The following is a 15,420-nucleotide window of genomic DNA, read 5'->3' on the forward strand; positions in this document are numbered from 1 at the left end:
CACATCACTGCATTGCAGCAAGCCGCGACAGCGAGTAAGTTGCCGCGCTCTATGGGCGGCCCCAGCGAGCGATTCGGGGCCGCTTGATTTTTTGGACCTCTGGTTTCCGAACGGAGCAAGGCGATGGCGCGCCGCAAGATGATCTACGAAGGCAAGGCGAAGATCCTGTATGAGGGTCCCGAGCCGGGTACGATCGTGCAGTATTTCAAGGACGATGCGACCGCCTTCAACAATCAGAAGAAGGCAACGCTTGAGGGCAAGGGTGTCCTCAACAACCGGATCAGCGAATTCATCATGATCGGGCTGATGCGGGCCGGCATCCCGACGCACTTCATCCGCCGACTGAACATGCGCGAGCAATTGGTGCGCCAGGTCGAGATCATTCCGCTGGAAGTGATCTGCCGCAATGTCGCCGCCGGATCGCTGTGCCAGAGGCTCGGCCTCGAAGAAGGCACCGCCCTGCCCCGGTCGCTGATCGAGTTCTGCTACAAGAACGATGATCTCGGCGATCCGCTGGTGACCGAGGATCACATTACCGCGTTCAACTGGGCGAGCCCGCAGGATCTCGACGACATGATCGCGTTGACCGTGCGCATCAACGACTTCCTGACCGGAATGTTCGCCGCGGTCGGCATTCAGCTGGTCGATTTCAAGCTGGAGTTCGGCCGCCTGTATGAAGGCGACATGATGCGTCTTGTGCTGGCCGACGAAATCAGCCCGGACAGTTGCCGCCTTTGGGATATCGAGACGCAGGAGAAAATGGACAAGGACCGGTTCCGGCGCGATCTCGGCAATGTTACCGAAGCCTATACGGAAGTGGCGCGGCGTCTCGGCGTGATCCGCGAATCCGGCCAGGTCGTCGCGAACGATGAGGACAAGCAATGAAAGCCCGTATCCACGTCTATCTGAAACCCGGCGTCCTCGACCCGCAGGGCGCCGCGGTCGCAGGTGCCCTCAAGAATCTGGGCTTCAATGAGGTCGAGAACGCGCGTCAGGGCAAGCTCATCGAGCTGGATCTGTCCGGTGACGATGCCGGCGCTGCGAAGACGCGCGTCGAGGAAATGTGCAAGAAGCTGCTCGCCAATCCGGTGATCGAGAACTTCTCGATCGAAATGGGGTGACCTCGAAGCTCGAATTCTGGTTCGAGTATGCGTCGAGTTATTCCTATCCGGCGGCTTACGCTGTGGGCGATGCCTGCCGCGCTGCGGGTGTCGAACTTGTCTGGAAACCCTTTCTCCTCGGACCGATCTTCGCCAGCCAGGGCTGGAACACATCGCCTTTCAACCTTTTTCCCGCAAAGGGCCGATACATGATCCGCGACCTCGAGCGGATTTGCGGTAAAGCCGGCCTGCCATTCAAGCTCGGCGAGGCGTATGACTGGCCGCAATTCAGCGTCGCGGCGGCGCGAATTGGACTGATCGGCGCACGCGAAGGCTGGATCGAAAGTTTCACGAAGCGCCTCTACCGCCTGGAATTCGGCGACAATTTCGATATTTCGAAGGAGGCCACGTTGCGCCAGGCGCTGGATGGTGTGACCGATGCTGATCGCGTCATTGCGGAAAGCCGGCGCCGCGAAACCAAGGACGCTCTGCGGGCGCAGGTGGACGAAGCCATGTCTGCCGGGATATTCGGAGCGCCGACATTTAGAGTTGGAACGGAAATTTTCTGGGGCGGCGACCGCTTGGCCGACGCACTGGACTGGGCCGTGGAGCACGCCGAACCATGAAATCCGCTGTAATCGTTTTCCCCGGTTCGAATTGCGATCGCGATGCCGCGATGGCGATCGAGAAAGTCACCGGCACCGCACCGGCCATAGTCTGGCACCAGGACAGCGAGCTGCCCGAAGATACCGACTTCGTCATGCTTCCGGGCGGTTTTTCCTATGGCGATTATCTGCGCTGCGGGGCGATGGCCGGCGTTTCGCGCATCATTCCCGCCATCAAGACGCATGCCGCAGCGGGCAAGCCGCTTCTGGGCGTGTGCAACGGCTTCCAGATCCTGATCGAGACCGGCCTCCTGCCGGGGGCTCTGATGCGTAATGCGAGTCTGCATTTCGTCTGCGAGAAGGCGCCGCTGCGGGTCGAGAATGCGAACACGCAATTCACCAGCGGCTACGCGACCAACCGCGAAATCGTCATTCCCGTGGCGCACCATGACGGCAATTACTTTGCCGACGAGGCGACACTGGACGCGTTGGAAGGCGATGGCCGCGTGCTGTTCCGCTATGGCAACAATCCGAACGGGTCGGCGCGCGATATTGCCGGCATTTCGAACGAGCGCGGCAATGTGATGGGCATGATGCCCCACCCGGAACGCGCCATTGATGCCGATCATGGCGGCACGGACGGGCTCGCCCTGTTCGAGAGCCTTCTGGGGAGTGCGTAGAAATGAGCAAATACGCTGAAGGCATCACCCCGGAAATTGCGGCCACCCACCTGCCAGAAGACGAATACGAAAAGGCCGTCGAAATTCTCGGCCGCGCGCCAAACCTGGTCGAGCTGGGCATCTTCTCGGTGATGTGGTCCGAGCACTGCTCCTACAAGTCTAGCCGCGTGCATCTGAAGAATTTCCCGGTCTCGGGCGACAAGGTGATCCAGGGCCCCGGTGAAAATGCCGGCGTCGTCGATATTGGCGACGGGCAGGCCTGCATCTTCAAGATGGAAAGCCACAACCACCCGTCCTTCATCGAGCCCTATCAGGGCGCAGCGACCGGCGTGGGTGGCATTTTGCGGGATGTGTTCACCATGGGCGCACGACCGGTGGCGCTGATGAATGCGCTGCGCTTCGGCGCGCCCGACCATCCCAAGACGCGCCAGCTGGTCTCCGGCGTAGTGGCCGGTATCGGCGGTTATGGTAATTGTGTCGGCGTGCCGACCGTCGGCGGCGAAACGAATTTCCATGCCGGCTACAATGGCAACATCCTGGTCAATGCCATGGCGGTCGGCCTCGCCGATGCCGACAAGATCTTCTATGCGCGCGGCGCCGAGCCGGGCCAACCCATCGTCTATGTCGGCTCGAAGACGGGCCGCGACGGCATTCACGGCGCCACCATGGCATCGGCCGAGTTCGACGATGAGAGCGAGGAAAAGCGGCCGACCGTCCAGGTCGGCGACCCATTCGTCGAGAAAAAGCTGATCGAGGCGTGTCTCGAACTGATGGCGACCGATGCGATTGCCGCGGTGCAGGACATGGGCGCCGCCGGGCTGACCTCGTCCTCTGTCGAGATGGCGGGCAAGGGTCAGGTCGGCCTGTTGATGGATCTCGACAAGGTGCCGCAGCGCGAAACGGACATGACCGCCTACGAGATGATGCTCTCCGAAAGCCAGGAGCGGATGTTGTTCATCCTGAAGCCGGGCAAGGAACAGATCGCCTTCGATATCTTCAACAAGTGGGAGCTCGACGTCGCGACCATCGGTGAAACGACGGATACCGGCCGCATGGTTCTGACCCACAAGGGCGAGACCGTCTGTAACATTCCGCTTGATCCGCTGGCCGAAGACGCGCCGATGTATGAGCGGCCATGGACGCGCCATGAGGCTGAACCCTCGGTGATGGCCGATGAACTGGCCCAGCCCAAGGATTATGCCGAGGCGATCCTGACCCTGATGGTGTCGCCCGACCTTTCCTCCAAGCGCTGGATCTGGCGCCAGTATGACCGCCATGTCATGGCCGACACGGCTGCGTCTTCAGAAGATCCGGCCGATGCGGCGATCGTGCGCGTGCACGGCACCAACAAGGGCATTGCGATCACCACGGATTGCACGCCGCGCTATTGCGAGAATCTGCCCGTCGAGGGTGGCAGGCAGGCGGTCGCCGAAGCCTGGCGCAATCTGACCGCCGTCGGCGCCGAACCGATCGCCATCACCGATTGCATGAATTTCGGCAATCCGGAAAAAGAACGGATCATGGGCCAGTTCGCTGAATGCGTGGAAGGCATGTCGGAAGCCTGCCGGGTGCTCGATTTCCCGGTCGTGTCGGGCAATGTCTCGCTCTACAACGAGACCAATGGCAAGGCGATACCGCCCACGCCTGCCGTCGGCGGTGTCGGCCTCATTCCCGACCTGTCAAAGCGCATGGGTTACGGCAATGTCAGAGCCGGTGACATGCTGATGGTGGTTGGCGATACCGAAGGTCATCTCGGTGCCTCGCTCTATCTCCGCGAAATCGAAGGCCGCGAGGACGGTGCCCCGCCACCGGTCGATCTCGCGGTCGAGAAGCGCAATGGCGATTTCGTGCGCGGCCAGATCCGTGCCGGCGCGATCAAGGCCTGCCATGACTTGTCGGATGGCGGGCTTGCCGCGGCCGCGTCGGAAATGGCGATGGCATCGGGCACCGGGCTCAATCTGGTGCATGACACGGATCTGCCACTGCATGGCTGGCTCTTCGGCGAAGACCAGGCGCGCTATCTGCTGGCGGTGGACGAAAGCCAGGCAAAAGCCGTGCGCAAGGCCGCCAGGGACGCCGGGGTGCCGATCCACGTGATTGGCGTGGCCGGCGGCGACGGGTTGACGATCAACGGTGTCATTGATGTGTCGATTGACGATCTCAAGGCCGTCAATGAAAGCTTCATGCCGACCTTGATGGGCGAGGCGGAGTAAGCCGCAATGACTAAGAGCGAGAAGGTACTTGAAGTAATTCATGACCTTCTTCGCATTATCGCTTTTCACAGTATTTTGGGTGAATGCCGCTCGGCGGATGACAATGCCGAAGAGGCCAGGCGAGTATTGCAGAACTCGCTGATGGAAATGTTCGTAGTGAAATGGAGTCTTCTTTTTCTCAATAGAAAAGGCGAAAGGCATCGCATTTGGGTTGTTCAGCCGTTTGCAGACCGATTCCCTGCTTACCTTGAGGAGGCGAGATTAAGAGCAGAGTTTGATACTTACTGCCAAAACATATTCGCAATCAGAGACATGTACGTGACGCATCTTGACGATCGTGAACGTGTGAATGCAGCTGAATTGCGGTGGCCAATTCTGCAAAATGGAAAACGCTATCTTTTCGCGCTAAGGAACATCGTCAGCGACGAGGAAAACGAAGAATTATTTAATTCGTATTTGGCTATCGCGCGGGCAGGCTTCGCCAACCTGAAAAGTTAATTGGGCGCTCAATTTTCCATGCCTGGCTTGATGAAACGCCCGTCTTCTGCCGTATAGGCCGCGTCCTGCGCGGGCTCGGCGCCGCGATGGGCCGCCAATTCCTCGGCAATGGTCTCGAGGTTCTCGTCGAAATAGACGACCGCGTTGAGAACCGTCTGGGTGTTCGACAGGAAAAAATCCTGCTGCACGACCTCAAACTCGTCGGTCGGCTGGTGGTAGTGCTCGTGGAAGTCGACGCCGTAATAGATCCACGGAATGCCGGCATCATGGAATGCGGCGTGGTCGGATGAATAAGTCCAGTCGCCATTGGGTCCCCATTCCGGGCTGTCATAGCCCTGGATGAGCTGGGTCGGTTCGGCGACAGCAATCGCGTCGATATGCTCGCGCAGGAAAGGGAAGTGGAAAGCGCCCGCCGCCGGCAATTCGTTGTCTGCATTGATCGCCAGCATGTCGAGATTGATGTTGAGCACCACACGTTCCGGGTTGACCGGCAAGTCGGCCACCAGCGCACGGGCGCCGTTAAGCCCGTTCTCCTCGGCGTCGAGCGCCGCGAAAATGATGGTGTGATCCGGCGGATTGTCGCGCAGCGCCTCGGCGATGGCGAGCAGGGCGGCAACGCCCGAAGCGTTGTCGTCCGCACCATTGCAGATCTGACCGCCGCAATTGCCAAGGTGATCGTAATGGGCCGTGATCACCAGGACCGGCGTGGTGTCACTGCCATCGATGCCTGCGTGGTAGCCGACAAGATTGATTCCGGTCAGCGTGTCATCCGACCGGCGTGGCGCGTAGGAAAAGTCGTGTTCCCAGTTCTCGCCGAAGGCTAGCAAGCCCGCGAGGAAGAATTGCTCGGAAATGTAGGCCCGCGCTGCGGCAGCGCCTTCGGTGCCCGTCCGGCGGCCATCCATGTCGTCATCAGACAGCGCACGCAAATGGGCGAGCGCGCCTTCGCCATCGGCGAGAACGCCTTGCGCCATGGCCGGTGAGCCATGGAGAGCGGCAGCCAGCAGGCCGGCAACAAACAAGCGATGCATGAAGGACTCCTCAAACCGGGCGCAATTGTGAAACGTGGTCTATACAAAGCACGGGAAAGCCGCCACATACGATTCTGTCATGCCAATGATTGCCGAAGACATTGCCCGCCTGATCAAAGACGGGATTGAAGGGGCCGAGGTCGAAATTATCGACCTTGCCGGCGACGGCGATCACTATGAGGCGATCGTCACCGCCGAAGCTTTCCGCGGCCTGCCCCGCGTGAAACAGCACCAGCTGGTCTACAATGCGCTCGGCGGCCGCATGGGCGGCGAATTGCACGCGCTCAAGCTAAAGACGCAAGCGCCGTGACATCCGGATCCGCGTCGATGTCGCGCCTGGGCTTCGGTGTGTCCGGACCCCTTACCAGTCTGCTGGTCGACCACGGCCACGTCGTGCGGCTGGTGCGTGAAGCCCTGGACCTGGGCATAACGGTTTTTGATACGGCGCCTTTCTATCGTGATCCCCGCTTGCCACAGGGGGTCGGTGAACGGCGGCTGGCCGCCGGGATCAAGGGGCATGACCGCAGCCGGATTACGTTGACTACGAAGGTCGGCGAGAAACGGTTCGACTTGCTGGAATTCTCGCCATCAGCGATTGAGGCCTCGGTCGAAAACAGCCTGCGGCGGCTTGAAACCGACTATATTGATTATCTCTTCATCCAGGGCGCACCGGCATCGATCTGGCTGGAATCCGATTTGCTGGAATGCCTCGACCGATTGAAAGGCGACAAGGTCGCCCATTTCGGCCTGTCGGGGCGCGATGACGAAGTAGAGGCCGCGTTCGATTTGCCCGTGATCGACGCGCTGATGATGCCAGCCGGCGGCAATATATCCACGACACAAGCCGATCGCATACGCCGGGCGCGCGGCCGATTCCGCACTTTCGGCATCGAAGTCTTCGCGACCGCGCGGAACGCAACACGCAACAGATCCCTGCGGCATCCCGGCGCAGCCCTCTGGTATGCGGCACGGAACACGTTTGGCAGGCCCGTCGGTTCGGCTGCCGCGCCGTCGCCTGAATCGCGCGAAGATGCGGCCCGGCGGGCCATCATTGATTTCGGAATGGACACGATCGTGACGTCCACGACCTCTCGTGCACATCTGCAGGCGAACCAGCTACTCATCACCAGTCTTGACGGCGCGCCTCGCGGTGCCTAGCTCCACACCACACGGCAAGGAGCGCCCGCAATGACCCGCAATGTGAATGACGAGATCAAGTCGATGGTCGAGGACAATGACGTCCTGGTCTTCATGAAAGGAACCCCGGTCTTCCCGCAATGCGGGTTTTCGTCCGTGGTGGCCGGTGTGCTCAACCATCTCGGCGTCGAATACGCGTCAGTGAACGTGCTCGAAGACATGGAAATTCGCCAGGGCATCAAGGAATATTCCGACTGGCCGACCATTCCCCAGCTTTACGTGAAGGGCGAGTTCGTCGGCGGCTGCGACATCGTCAAGGAAATGTTCGAGGAAGGCGAGCTGCGGCCCTTCCTGCAGGACAAGGGCGTGCTGAAGGCCGACGCCTGATCAGTCGGCAACGATCGGATTGGTCACGACCACCGTCGCGCCCGGGCGTGCACCGAGTTCTTCAAAACCAAACGGGATTTCAACGCCGTCGGGATCGATGGCGCGACAATAATCCTCGCGTACCCGCCCGATTGTCACGCGGTATTCGCCGCCGCGGCGGCGCACATTAACCGACAGGTCGGTTTTCTGCGTGCAGCCATTCGACGGTACGCGCACGACGAGGATGTCGTTGCCGACAATTCGCCAGCTGTGCAGTGCAATCCGGTCATTGCTGACCTCGACTACGGCATTATTGCCGTCGGGGACGAGTGGCAGGCTTCGGACCGTTGAACAGGCAGCCAAGGCCAGAGGCAAAGCGGCGATCGCGAAAAGGCGTGACGACATCTGGGGACTCCGGCAATTTCCTGAATCAATCTGATAAGCTTGTTTTGTGCGGCTTGCAAAGCTCGGACCAGTCAAAAATCCCGGCCCAGTTGAATTTCCGGCGCCATGATTCGCGTTACAGGCGAAACCGGATTCAATCTCTGAAGCCGGTAGCAATTCCGATTCTATTCCAATGGATTGGACCGAAAACTTGAATCAGCCTTCGCGACGATGCCGCGTCTACTGGCCCAAGAATAAATAAAGGCCGCCCTGGTGCAACACCAAAGCGGCCTTTGAACTGCTTTTCGTCAATGATTACGAGGAGTAATACTCGACGACGAGGTTCGGTTCCATTTGCGCCGCATAAGGCACTTCGGCGAATTCAGGGATCCGCACATAGGTGGCTTTCATGCCTTTGCCGTCGACCTCGATGTATTCGGGAATGTCCCGTTCCGGGCTTTCCAGCGCTTCCAGCACCAGTGCCATGGAGCGCGACTTCTCGCGGACCTCGATGGTGTCGCCCGGCTTGACCCGGTAGGACGGGATGTTAACGCGCTGGCCGTTCACCTTGACGTGGCCGTGGTTCACGAACTGGCGCGCGGCGAATACGGTCGGCACGAATTTGGCGCGATAGACGAGCGCATCCAGCCGGCTTTCAAGGAGGCCGATCAATTGCTCAGCGGTGTTGCCGCGAAGGCGCTGGGCCTCGGTGTAAATGCGGCGGAACTGCTTTTCGGTGATGTTGCCGTAATAGCCCTTCAGCTTCTGCTTGGCGCGCAGCTGGAGGCCGAAATCGGACAATTTGCCCTTGCGTCGCTGGCCATGCTGGCCGGGACCGTAGGAACGCGAATTGACCGGGGATTTGGGACGGCCCCAGAGGTTTTCACCCATGCGGCGGTCGATCTTGTACTTCTGCGAATGACGCTTCGACATGCTCTTCTCTTTTACGACGCGGCCCGGCAGCCTTCACCTGTCTGAAGACTGCGATTTCAACGGCGGTACCGCACCACCCGTCATGACGCCTGCAAAAACAGGCGAAGCGCGGCTTTTACGGATTACCGGCGGGATGTCAACGGCGAGGTGGTGCTAGTCAAACAGTGCCGGCAAGCGTTGACGGGCATACTCGAAGAAGACCGGTTCTCCCACCGCATGATTGGCATTGCCAATCAATGCGTAAGCCGTATCCGTAGCCGGATCGAAGCGAATATAGGCGTATGCGCCGTTGGTCTCGCCGCCGTGTTCATAATGGGCGATGTCACCGTTTTCGTCGCGCACGACCTGCCAACCAAAGGAATATCCTGTGCCCTCCCCCGAATTCGTCCGGATTTCCGTGCGCAGCACGTCCTGCATCGGGGCGGTCAGAAAACCGCCTGCGAACACGGCAAAAGCGAAGTGGGCCAGATCCTCGGCCGTCGAGAGCATGCCCCCCGACGGATAGTAATCGCTGGAATCGCGCCAGATGGTGTTGCGGACGACTCCATCAGGGAACAGCGTGTAGAAACGCGTGCGGCGATCGATGATCTCCAGCGGATGGTCGATCATCGTGTCGTCGAGCCCGAGCGGGCGCGTCACCAATTCTGCGATGGCCGTGCCGTAAGCCTGGCCTGCAGCCCGCTCCGCCGCCAGGCCGAGGACATTGTAGGCAATACTGGAATAGTGAAAGGCTTCGCCGGGCTGGCTTTCCAGCGGGTCGCCAGCAACGCGCGCGACAGCGCTTTCCAGCGTCGGATAGAAAAGGAAATTATTCGCATCTTCCATACTGGTGAAATCGTACTGGCGGATACCGGACACATGACCGGCAAGATGGCGCGCCGTGATCTCTGCTGCCACCGGCGCAACGAGTTCCGGCACGAGCGTCCGGATATCCGCGTCGATATCAAGCTGATCGGTTTGGACGAGGCGCAGGACCATGGCCGCGGTGAGCGGCTTTGACACGCTGCCGATCCGCATCCGCGTGCGCGTGGTTAGCGCGGTGCGGGATTCCAGATCGGCGAAGCCGGCGGCGTCGCTCCACAAGAGCTCGCCATCGCGAACCACGGCGGCCATGACGCCCGGGATGCGGTCGGTCTCGCGGATCTCTTCCAGCAGGGCGTCAGCGTCTGGCACCTGCGCGTCGGAGGGCGAGAGCGCTACGCCTGCCAGCGCGGCGGCGATAGTGATTGGCGTCAATTTCATGTCGGATCTCCTGATCGGGTGATCCCTGTCCGGCTCCGGTCCTAGGCGGGCAGTCCGCCTGCATGCCAGCGAAACCCTGTCCGGTTTCCGGAATCAGGACATTATTCCGTGAGTTGACGCTGGCGGAATTGCGCCGGCGTGACACCGTGCAAGTCGCGAAAAGCCACATAGAAGGCCGAGCGCGAAGCAAAGCCCGACATCAGGCCGATCGCCTCGATCGAGGTGCGCCGTTCCGCCGGATCGGCGAGCAAGCCGGCGGCGAGCGCGATCCGCTCCGCCTTCAACCAGTCGCGGAACCCATAGCCGCGGGTCGCGGCCAGATAGGCTGACAATTTGCGCCCTGAAACGCCGATTTGGGCTGCCAGCGTTTCCAGCGACAGGTCGAGCTGCGCGAGGCGCACCCGGTCGCCCGACACGCCTGCCAGGGCCGCTTCAATGTCGGGATCGATGCGGCCGTCAACGGGCGGCGTTACCAGCGTGGTCAATGTGCGTGAGCCAATCAGCGTGAAGACCACGAAAATCGTGACGCCCAGCGTGCCTATCAGCGGGACGAGGTCGAAGAGAACTTCGCTTTGCGGCCAGGCTAGACGCGCCATCTGGGCCAGCTGGAAGACGATCATGAAGGCAATCAGCCAGGCGAGGCGGTCGCGCGGCAGGCTCGTGCGGCGGCGGGCATAAACAATGGCAGAGACGGCGACGGCGAGTGCGAGGAGCAGGATCGCCCCGGCAAAATCCGTCCCCGAGCTTAGGAAATCGACATGGATGGCGGCGATGACTGTGAAGACCGGCACCGGCAGATAGAGCCAGGCGCGGCGGCCCCTGTGGCCAGTGGCCGTCAGGACGTAGTCGAGATAGAGCGCCGGGAGAATTGCCGCGAGTGCTTCCATGACAACGCCGATGGCGCGGTCAAAGACCAATATCCCGGTATCGAGCAGAACGAAGATTGCGAGGAGGGTTGAGCCCGCTGCCAGAAACCCGCCCAGTGTCCAGCGCGCCCGCGCCGAACTTCGCTTTCCGCTGAAAATGAGGATGGCGGCCACCAGCAGGCCATTGGTCGCGGCGGCGATGTGAAGCGCGGAGAGCAAGCTGCCGGGCGTCATGCGCGCGCCACGGCCTCGCGCAGCGCGGTTTTCATTTCGTCCGGCAGATGCCGCCAGTCCGTTTCCATCAAGCCGGCCTGCATGGCGTAGAGCGCATTCAGGGATACATTCCCGCCGCGCGCCCTGAGACGTAGATAGGCCTCCACGGCGCCCGCGGCTTCGAGATCGGCGCGTGTCCGGATGCCGACATCGGCAAGCGCCGCCGCTGTTTTCGGGCCGAGATTACGGACGCCTTCAATGCCCTCACTCATCCCGCATCACACGCGCCTTGCCGCGGCCGAGCGCCAGTGCCTTGATGGCGCCGCGGAATGTTCGGGCTTCCTGCTCGGTGAAGCGGGCACGGACCAACGCCGAGCGCAGATTGTTCACCATCAGCGGCGTCTTTTCCGGGGGGTGAAAGAAGCCGGCGCGCTCCAGCTCGCGTTCGAAATGCACAAAGAGCCGGTCCATATCTTCCTTGCCGGCGGGATCGCTGATCGCATCGAAATCGTCGGCAACGTCTTCGCCGGCGCGCCATTCATAGGCGCAGCAGGCCACCGTCTGGGCGAGGTTGAGCGACCAGAACTCACGATCGACCGGCAGAGTGATAATGGCATCGGCATCGGCAACCAATTCATTCGGCAGACCGGACTTTTCCGCACCGAACAACACGCCTGCCCGCTCGCCGGTAGCGTGCGCTGCGCGGATCTCCGCCATCGCCTGGCGCGGGGTCAGCACACGCTTCTCCATGCCGCGCGGCCGCGCGGTTGTTGCATAGATGCGCGTCAGTCCCGCCATTGCGGCGACCGGCTCGAACTCGACCTTGACGGCGTCAAGAACCGGTGAGCCGACGGCCACGCTTTCCGCCTTCTGGTTGGGCCAGCCATCGCGCGGATCGATCAGGCGCAGATCGCGCAAGCCGAAATTTCCCATGACGCGCGCGGCGGCACCAATATTTTCGCCCATCTGGGGCTGGTGGAGGATGAAGGCGGGGCTCTGCATCAGTCAGCCTCTTCCGATATTCGCTCGACGGTGATAACTAGCCCGCAACTCTCCCGGACGCGTCCGGTTTCCACAGACATTCAGCAGCATTGGATAATGAGCGACATGGCAAAGATCAAAGTCGATACCCCGGTTGTCGAGCTCGATGGCGACGAGATGACCCGCATCATCTGGCAGATGATCAAGGACCATCTGATTTATCCCTATCTCGACATTGATCTCAAATATTATGATTTGTCGATCGAGAAGCGCGACGAGACCGACGACAAGATCACGGTCGAGGCGGCCGAGGCGATCAAGCATTACGGCGTCGGCGTCAAATGCGCGACGATCACGCCGGACGAGGCGCGGGTCGAGGAATTCGGTCTGAAGAAAATGTGGCGTTCGCCGAACGGCACGATCCGCAACATCCTTGGCGGTGTCGTGTTCCGCGAGCCGATCGTTATTTCCAATGTGCCACGCCTGGTGCCGGGCTGGACCAAGCCGATGGTTGTCGGCCGGCACGCTTTTGGCGACCAGTATCGTGCGACCGATTTCAAGGTGCCGGGTCCGGGCAAGCTGACGATGAAGTTCGAGCCGGCCGATGGCGGCGAGGCGCAGGAGTTCGAGATATTCGAATTCCCGAGCTCGGGTGTTGCCATGGGCATGTACAATCTCGACGAGTCGATCCGCGACTTTGCCCGCGCCAGCCTGAATTACGGTCTGCAGCGCGGATGGCCGGTCTATTTGTCGACCAAGAACACGATCCTGAAAGCCTATGACGGCCGCTTCAAGGACCTGTTCCAGGAAGTCTTCGACGAGGAATTCAAATCGGCCTTCGAAGCCAAGGGCATTTCCTACGAACACCGCCTGATCGACGACATGGTCGCAGCGGCGATGAAATGGTCCGGCGGCTTTGTCTGGGCCTGCAAGAACTATGATGGCGATGTGCAGTCTGATACCGTAGCCCAGGGCTTCGGCTCGCTCGGCCTGATGACGTCCGTTCTGATGAGCCCGGACGGCAAGACCGTCGAGGCCGAGGCCGCGCATGGCACGGTGACACGTCACTACCGCCAGCACCAGAAGGGCGAGAAGACCTCGACCAACTCGATCGCATCGATCTTCGCCTGGACACGCGGCCTGGAGCATCGTGGCCGCCAGGATGGCAACAAGGAATTGATGGCGTTCGCCGCCAAGCTCGAGGACACGGTGATCAAGACCGTCGAGGCCGGGTACATGACCAAGGACCTGGCGCTGCTCGTCGGCGACCAGCAGGGCTGGCTGTCGACCGAGGGCTTCCTTGAAAAGGTCAGCGAGCGCTTTGCCGAAGCGATGAAGGGCTAGGCAATACCATCCCGGTATCCGGGTTTCTCGCTTCCATTGCCGGTCGCCTCGTCAAGGCGCTGAATCCGATCACCAGAATCAGCCGTCCGCGGCGGTTTCTTCCTTTTCGGGGTCGCCATAGATCTCCTCGCGGGCGCGGGTGATGCGTGCCCGTGCGGCATCCCCTGAAATGCCGAAATCCTGCAGGGCCCGCACAGCCAGCTGAAGGGCGGCCTCGGCGGCTTCGTGGATGACGAAGTCGGCGCCGGCGGCGATCAGCGTGTCGGCATGTTCGCGGTCGATTGCCCGTGCCGTGATCGGGACATTGCTTCGGCTCGACCGGACCGCTTTGACGACACGTTCGGCTTTTGCAGGATTGTCGACGGTGACGACAATCTGCGCTGCTCTTTCCAGGCCGGCCTTCGACAGAACTTCCGGGCGGCCAGCGTCGCCGAAGAAAATCTGGATGCCCTGCTTGCGAAATTTGGCGACACGCTTGGGGTCGGAGTCGATTGCCAGGATCGTGGCGTTTTCTTCGGACAGCAATTCGCCGAGCATTCGCCCGACCCGGCCATAGCCCGCGATGATGACATGCCCGTCCTCCGGCGTGTCCTCGGGTACCTGCTTGACGCTTTCATCAAAGGTTTCGACCCGCTTCGCGACCGCCGCTCCCGAGCGCGCAACCAGCGGCGCAACCAGCATGGTGACGCCGGCGATCGCCGTGACCACGCCGGCGGTCTGACTGTCGACGACACCGGATACCGTTGCGGCTCCCAAGACCACGAAAGCGAATTCACCGGCGGGTCCCAGCAAGGTCGCAACCCGCAAGGCGCTGGCGCGCTTGCGCCCGAACATGCGCGCGCCCAGAAACGCGATCGCGGCCTTGCCCGTGATCAAGGACGCGGCGGCGCCGAGGATCAGCGGCCATTGTTGCAGCACTGCCACCGGGTCGATGCTCATGCCAACGGTCATGAAGAACAGGCCGATCAACAAGCCCTTGAACGGTTCGAGATCCACCTCGATCTGGGTCTTGAACTCGGTCTCGCCCATCAGCAGTCCCGCGAGAAAGGCGCCGAGTGCGAGCGACAATCCGGCCGATGCGGTTGCCACCGAGGCTCCGATCACCGCCAGCAGGGTGAGCGCCAACATCATCTCGCGCCCGCCTTCGCCGGCTGCCAGCTGGAAGGCGGGTCTCAATACGAAGCGGCCCACAAGCGCGATGAAGGCGACTGCAACAACACCGCCAATCACGGCTTGTCCCATGGCGGGGAGAAGTCCGCCGCCGCCGAGCGATAGAAAGCCGACGAGAATCAGGATGGGAGCGACCATCAAATCCTGGAACAAGAGGACCGAAAAGGCGGTACGTCCTGTCGTCGTCGCGGCCTGGCGCTCCTCGATCAGGATCTGCATGACGATGGCCGTCGAGGACAACGCCAGGGCCAGCGCGATGATCACTGCAGCGCTGGTATCGACCCCGAAGCCGGTGATAACGGCGCCGATTATCACAGCCGATGCCAGCACCTGAACGGCCCCGAGGCCGAACACCTCCTTACGCAGGGCCCAGAGCCGGCCGAAAGACAGTTCGAGGCCGAGCAGGAACAGCAGGAATAATACGCCCGCTTCGGCAAAGGGCTCGGCAGCATGGGGGTCGCTGATCGTCACAAAATGAAGGAGCGGCTGGACGTCGGTGTAACGGCCCAGCCCGAATGGGCCGAGCAGGACGCCGGCCAGCAGAAAGGCGAGCACGGCACTCTGGCGCAACGCGCGGAAAAGCGGCGCCGCTATTCCCGCAGCCATGAGAAACACCACAAGGTCTTTCAGCGCCGGTTCGTATTCCATGCAGTCGAG

Annotated in this window: 18 protein-coding genes; 10 read left to right on the forward strand and 8 right to left on the reverse strand. The window is 61.3% G+C overall.

Features of this window, described 5'->3' with window-relative positions:
• Positions 1-123: 123 nt before the first annotated feature.
• From purC to ACOOFN_RS02155, 6 genes are read left to right on the forward strand one after another with little or no spacing between them, the layout of a single operon-like run.
• Complete coding sequence (gene purC, locus ACOOFN_RS02130; RefSeq protein ID WP_420433205.1) at positions 124-885, forward strand: phosphoribosylaminoimidazolesuccinocarboxamide synthase; 762 nt, start codon at positions 124-126, stop codon at positions 883-885.
• Entirely contained in the window at positions 882-1,121 is a 240-nt protein-coding gene (gene purS / locus ACOOFN_RS02135) for a phosphoribosylformylglycinamidine synthase subunit PurS (protein ID WP_420433207.1), read from the forward strand. Before purC ends, purS begins: the two co-directional genes overlap by 4 nt.
• The gene (locus tag ACOOFN_RS02140) at positions 1,118-1,726 is read left to right on the forward strand and encodes a 2-hydroxychromene-2-carboxylate isomerase (RefSeq protein WP_420433209.1); all 609 of its coding nucleotides are present in this window, start codon (positions 1,118-1,120) and stop codon (positions 1,724-1,726) included. Before purS ends, ACOOFN_RS02140 begins: the two co-directional genes overlap by 4 nt.
• Positions 1,723-2,385 carry a phosphoribosylformylglycinamidine synthase subunit PurQ gene (gene purQ, locus ACOOFN_RS02145; RefSeq protein ID WP_420433211.1) on the forward strand — a complete coding sequence of 221 codons (663 nt, stop codon included), beginning with the start codon at positions 1,723-1,725 and terminating at the stop codon, positions 2,383-2,385. The genes ACOOFN_RS02140 and purQ overlap by 4 nt, the downstream gene beginning before the upstream one ends.
• A 2-nt stretch (positions 2,386-2,387) precedes the next feature.
• Positions 2,388-4,598: a phosphoribosylformylglycinamidine synthase subunit PurL gene (gene purL / locus ACOOFN_RS02150; protein ID WP_420433213.1), complete on the forward strand. Its 2,211-nt coding sequence runs from the start codon at positions 2,388-2,390 to the stop codon at positions 4,596-4,598.
• Positions 4,599-4,604: 6 nt separating this feature from the next.
• On the forward strand, positions 4,605-5,096 hold the full coding sequence (locus ACOOFN_RS02155; protein WP_420433215.1) for a hypothetical protein: 492 nt from the start codon (positions 4,605-4,607) through the stop codon (positions 5,094-5,096).
• An 8-nt stretch (positions 5,097-5,104) separates the two neighbouring features.
• Here ACOOFN_RS02155 and ACOOFN_RS02160 read toward each other — a convergent pair whose 3' ends face one another.
• A complete protein-coding gene (locus tag ACOOFN_RS02160) occupies positions 5,105-6,127 on the reverse strand; it encodes a M20/M25/M40 family metallo-hydrolase (protein WP_420433217.1) in 1,023 nt (340 codons plus the stop codon).
• A 79-nt stretch (positions 6,128-6,206) separates the two neighbouring features.
• Here ACOOFN_RS02160 and ACOOFN_RS02165 point away from each other — a divergent pair, with 79 nt between their 5' ends.
• The 3 genes from ACOOFN_RS02165 to grxD are packed head-to-tail and all read left to right on the forward strand — an operon-like array spanning position 6,207 to position 7,651.
• Positions 6,207-6,437, forward strand: coding sequence for a BolA family protein (locus tag ACOOFN_RS02165; protein WP_420433219.1), 231 nt, complete (start codon positions 6,207-6,209; stop codon positions 6,435-6,437).
• The gene (locus ACOOFN_RS02170) at positions 6,434-7,285 is read left to right on the forward strand and encodes an aldo/keto reductase (RefSeq protein ID WP_420433221.1); all 852 of its coding nucleotides are present in this window, start codon (positions 6,434-6,436) and stop codon (positions 7,283-7,285) included. The genes ACOOFN_RS02165 and ACOOFN_RS02170 overlap by 4 nt, the downstream gene beginning before the upstream one ends.
• Before the next feature lie 30 nt (positions 7,286-7,315).
• Positions 7,316-7,651, forward strand: coding sequence for a Grx4 family monothiol glutaredoxin (grxD, locus tag ACOOFN_RS02175; protein ID WP_420433223.1), 336 nt, complete (start codon positions 7,316-7,318; stop codon positions 7,649-7,651).
• On the opposite strand, the gene ACOOFN_RS02180 is transcribed toward grxD, so the two are convergent.
• The 6 genes from ACOOFN_RS02180 to ACOOFN_RS02205 all read right to left on the reverse strand — a co-directional run bounded on the left by ACOOFN_RS02180 (position 7,652) and on the right by ACOOFN_RS02205 (position 12,270).
• On the reverse strand, positions 7,652-8,035 hold the full coding sequence (locus tag ACOOFN_RS02180; protein WP_420433225.1) for a hypothetical protein: 384 nt from the start codon (positions 8,033-8,035) through the stop codon (positions 7,652-7,654).
• Between the two features lie 294 nt (positions 8,036-8,329).
• Positions 8,330-8,947: a 30S ribosomal protein S4 gene (gene rpsD, locus ACOOFN_RS02185; RefSeq protein WP_420433227.1), complete on the reverse strand. Its 618-nt coding sequence runs from the start codon at positions 8,945-8,947 to the stop codon at positions 8,330-8,332.
• Between the two features lie 153 nt (positions 8,948-9,100).
• Positions 9,101-10,189: a serine hydrolase domain-containing protein gene (locus ACOOFN_RS02190; protein ID WP_420433229.1), complete on the reverse strand. Its 1,089-nt coding sequence runs from the start codon at positions 10,187-10,189 to the stop codon at positions 9,101-9,103.
• A 101-nt stretch (positions 10,190-10,290) separates the two neighbouring features.
• Positions 10,291-11,289: a helix-turn-helix transcriptional regulator gene (locus tag ACOOFN_RS02195; RefSeq protein ID WP_420433231.1), complete on the reverse strand. Its 999-nt coding sequence runs from the start codon at positions 11,287-11,289 to the stop codon at positions 10,291-10,293.
• Positions 11,286-11,540, reverse strand: coding sequence for a TfoX/Sxy family DNA transformation protein (locus tag ACOOFN_RS02200; protein ID WP_420433233.1), 255 nt, complete (start codon positions 11,538-11,540; stop codon positions 11,286-11,288). The genes ACOOFN_RS02195 and ACOOFN_RS02200 overlap by 4 nt, the downstream gene beginning before the upstream one ends.
• Positions 11,533-12,270: an RNA methyltransferase gene (locus ACOOFN_RS02205; RefSeq protein ID WP_420433235.1), complete on the reverse strand. Its 738-nt coding sequence runs from the start codon at positions 12,268-12,270 to the stop codon at positions 11,533-11,535. The genes ACOOFN_RS02200 and ACOOFN_RS02205 overlap by 8 nt, the downstream gene beginning before the upstream one ends.
• 105 nt (positions 12,271-12,375) lie before the next feature.
• Here ACOOFN_RS02205 and ACOOFN_RS02210 point away from each other — a divergent pair, with 105 nt between their 5' ends.
• Entirely contained in the window at positions 12,376-13,593 is a 1,218-nt protein-coding gene (locus tag ACOOFN_RS02210) for an NADP-dependent isocitrate dehydrogenase (protein WP_420433237.1), read from the forward strand.
• Positions 13,594-13,671: 78 nt separating this feature from the next.
• Here the strand turns inward: ACOOFN_RS02210 and ACOOFN_RS02215 are convergent, their stop codons facing one another.
• Positions 13,672-15,411, reverse strand: coding sequence for a cation:proton antiporter (locus ACOOFN_RS02215; protein ID WP_420433239.1), 1,740 nt, complete (start codon positions 15,409-15,411; stop codon positions 13,672-13,674).
• Positions 15,412-15,420: the final 9 nt, after the last annotated feature.

This window comes from Hyphobacterium sp. (assembly GCF_965217055.1).
Taxonomy (GTDB): domain Bacteria; phylum Pseudomonadota; class Alphaproteobacteria; order Caulobacterales; family Maricaulaceae; genus Hyphobacterium.

What these genes read in the sequence shown, in the direction of transcription:
- purC (WP_420433205.1), top strand. Translation starts at nt 124, where the DNA reads ATGGCGCGCCGCAAGATGATCTACGAAGGCAAGGCGAAGATCCTGTAT.
- purS (WP_420433207.1), top strand. Translation starts at nt 882, where the DNA reads ATGAAAGCCCGTATCCACGTCTATCTGAAACCCGGCGTCCTCGACCCG.
- purQ (WP_420433211.1), top strand. Translation starts at nt 1,723, where the DNA reads ATGAAATCCGCTGTAATCGTTTTCCCCGGTTCGAATTGCGATCGCGAT.
- purL (WP_420433213.1), top strand. Translation starts at nt 2,388, where the DNA reads ATGAGCAAATACGCTGAAGGCATCACCCCGGAAATTGCGGCCACCCAC.
- ACOOFN_RS02155 (WP_420433215.1), top strand. Translation starts at nt 4,605, where the DNA reads ATGACTAAGAGCGAGAAGGTACTTGAAGTAATTCATGACCTTCTTCGC.
- ACOOFN_RS02160 (WP_420433217.1), bottom strand. Translation starts at nt 6,127, where the DNA reads ATGCATCGCTTGTTTGTTGCCGGCCTGCTGGCTGCCGCTCTCCATGGC.
- ACOOFN_RS02165 (WP_420433219.1), top strand. Translation starts at nt 6,207, where the DNA reads ATGCCAATGATTGCCGAAGACATTGCCCGCCTGATCAAAGACGGGATT.
- grxD (WP_420433223.1), top strand. Translation starts at nt 7,316, where the DNA reads ATGACCCGCAATGTGAATGACGAGATCAAGTCGATGGTCGAGGACAAT.
- ACOOFN_RS02180 (WP_420433225.1), bottom strand. Translation starts at nt 8,035, where the DNA reads ATGTCGTCACGCCTTTTCGCGATCGCCGCTTTGCCTCTGGCCTTGGCT.
- rpsD (WP_420433227.1), bottom strand. Translation starts at nt 8,947, where the DNA reads ATGTCGAAGCGTCATTCGCAGAAGTACAAGATCGACCGCCGCATGGGT.
- ACOOFN_RS02190 (WP_420433229.1), bottom strand. Translation starts at nt 10,189, where the DNA reads ATGAAATTGACGCCAATCACTATCGCCGCCGCGCTGGCAGGCGTAGCG.
- ACOOFN_RS02195 (WP_420433231.1), bottom strand. Translation starts at nt 11,289, where the DNA reads ATGACGCCCGGCAGCTTGCTCTCCGCGCTTCACATCGCCGCCGCGACC.
- ACOOFN_RS02200 (WP_420433233.1), bottom strand. Translation starts at nt 11,540, where the DNA reads ATGAGTGAGGGCATTGAAGGCGTCCGTAATCTCGGCCCGAAAACAGCG.
- ACOOFN_RS02205 (WP_420433235.1), bottom strand. Translation starts at nt 12,270, where the DNA reads ATGCAGAGCCCCGCCTTCATCCTCCACCAGCCCCAGATGGGCGAAAAT.
- ACOOFN_RS02210 (WP_420433237.1), top strand. Translation starts at nt 12,376, where the DNA reads ATGGCAAAGATCAAAGTCGATACCCCGGTTGTCGAGCTCGATGGCGAC.
- ACOOFN_RS02215 (WP_420433239.1), bottom strand. Translation starts at nt 15,411, where the DNA reads ATGGAATACGAACCGGCGCTGAAAGACCTTGTGGTGTTTCTCATGGCT.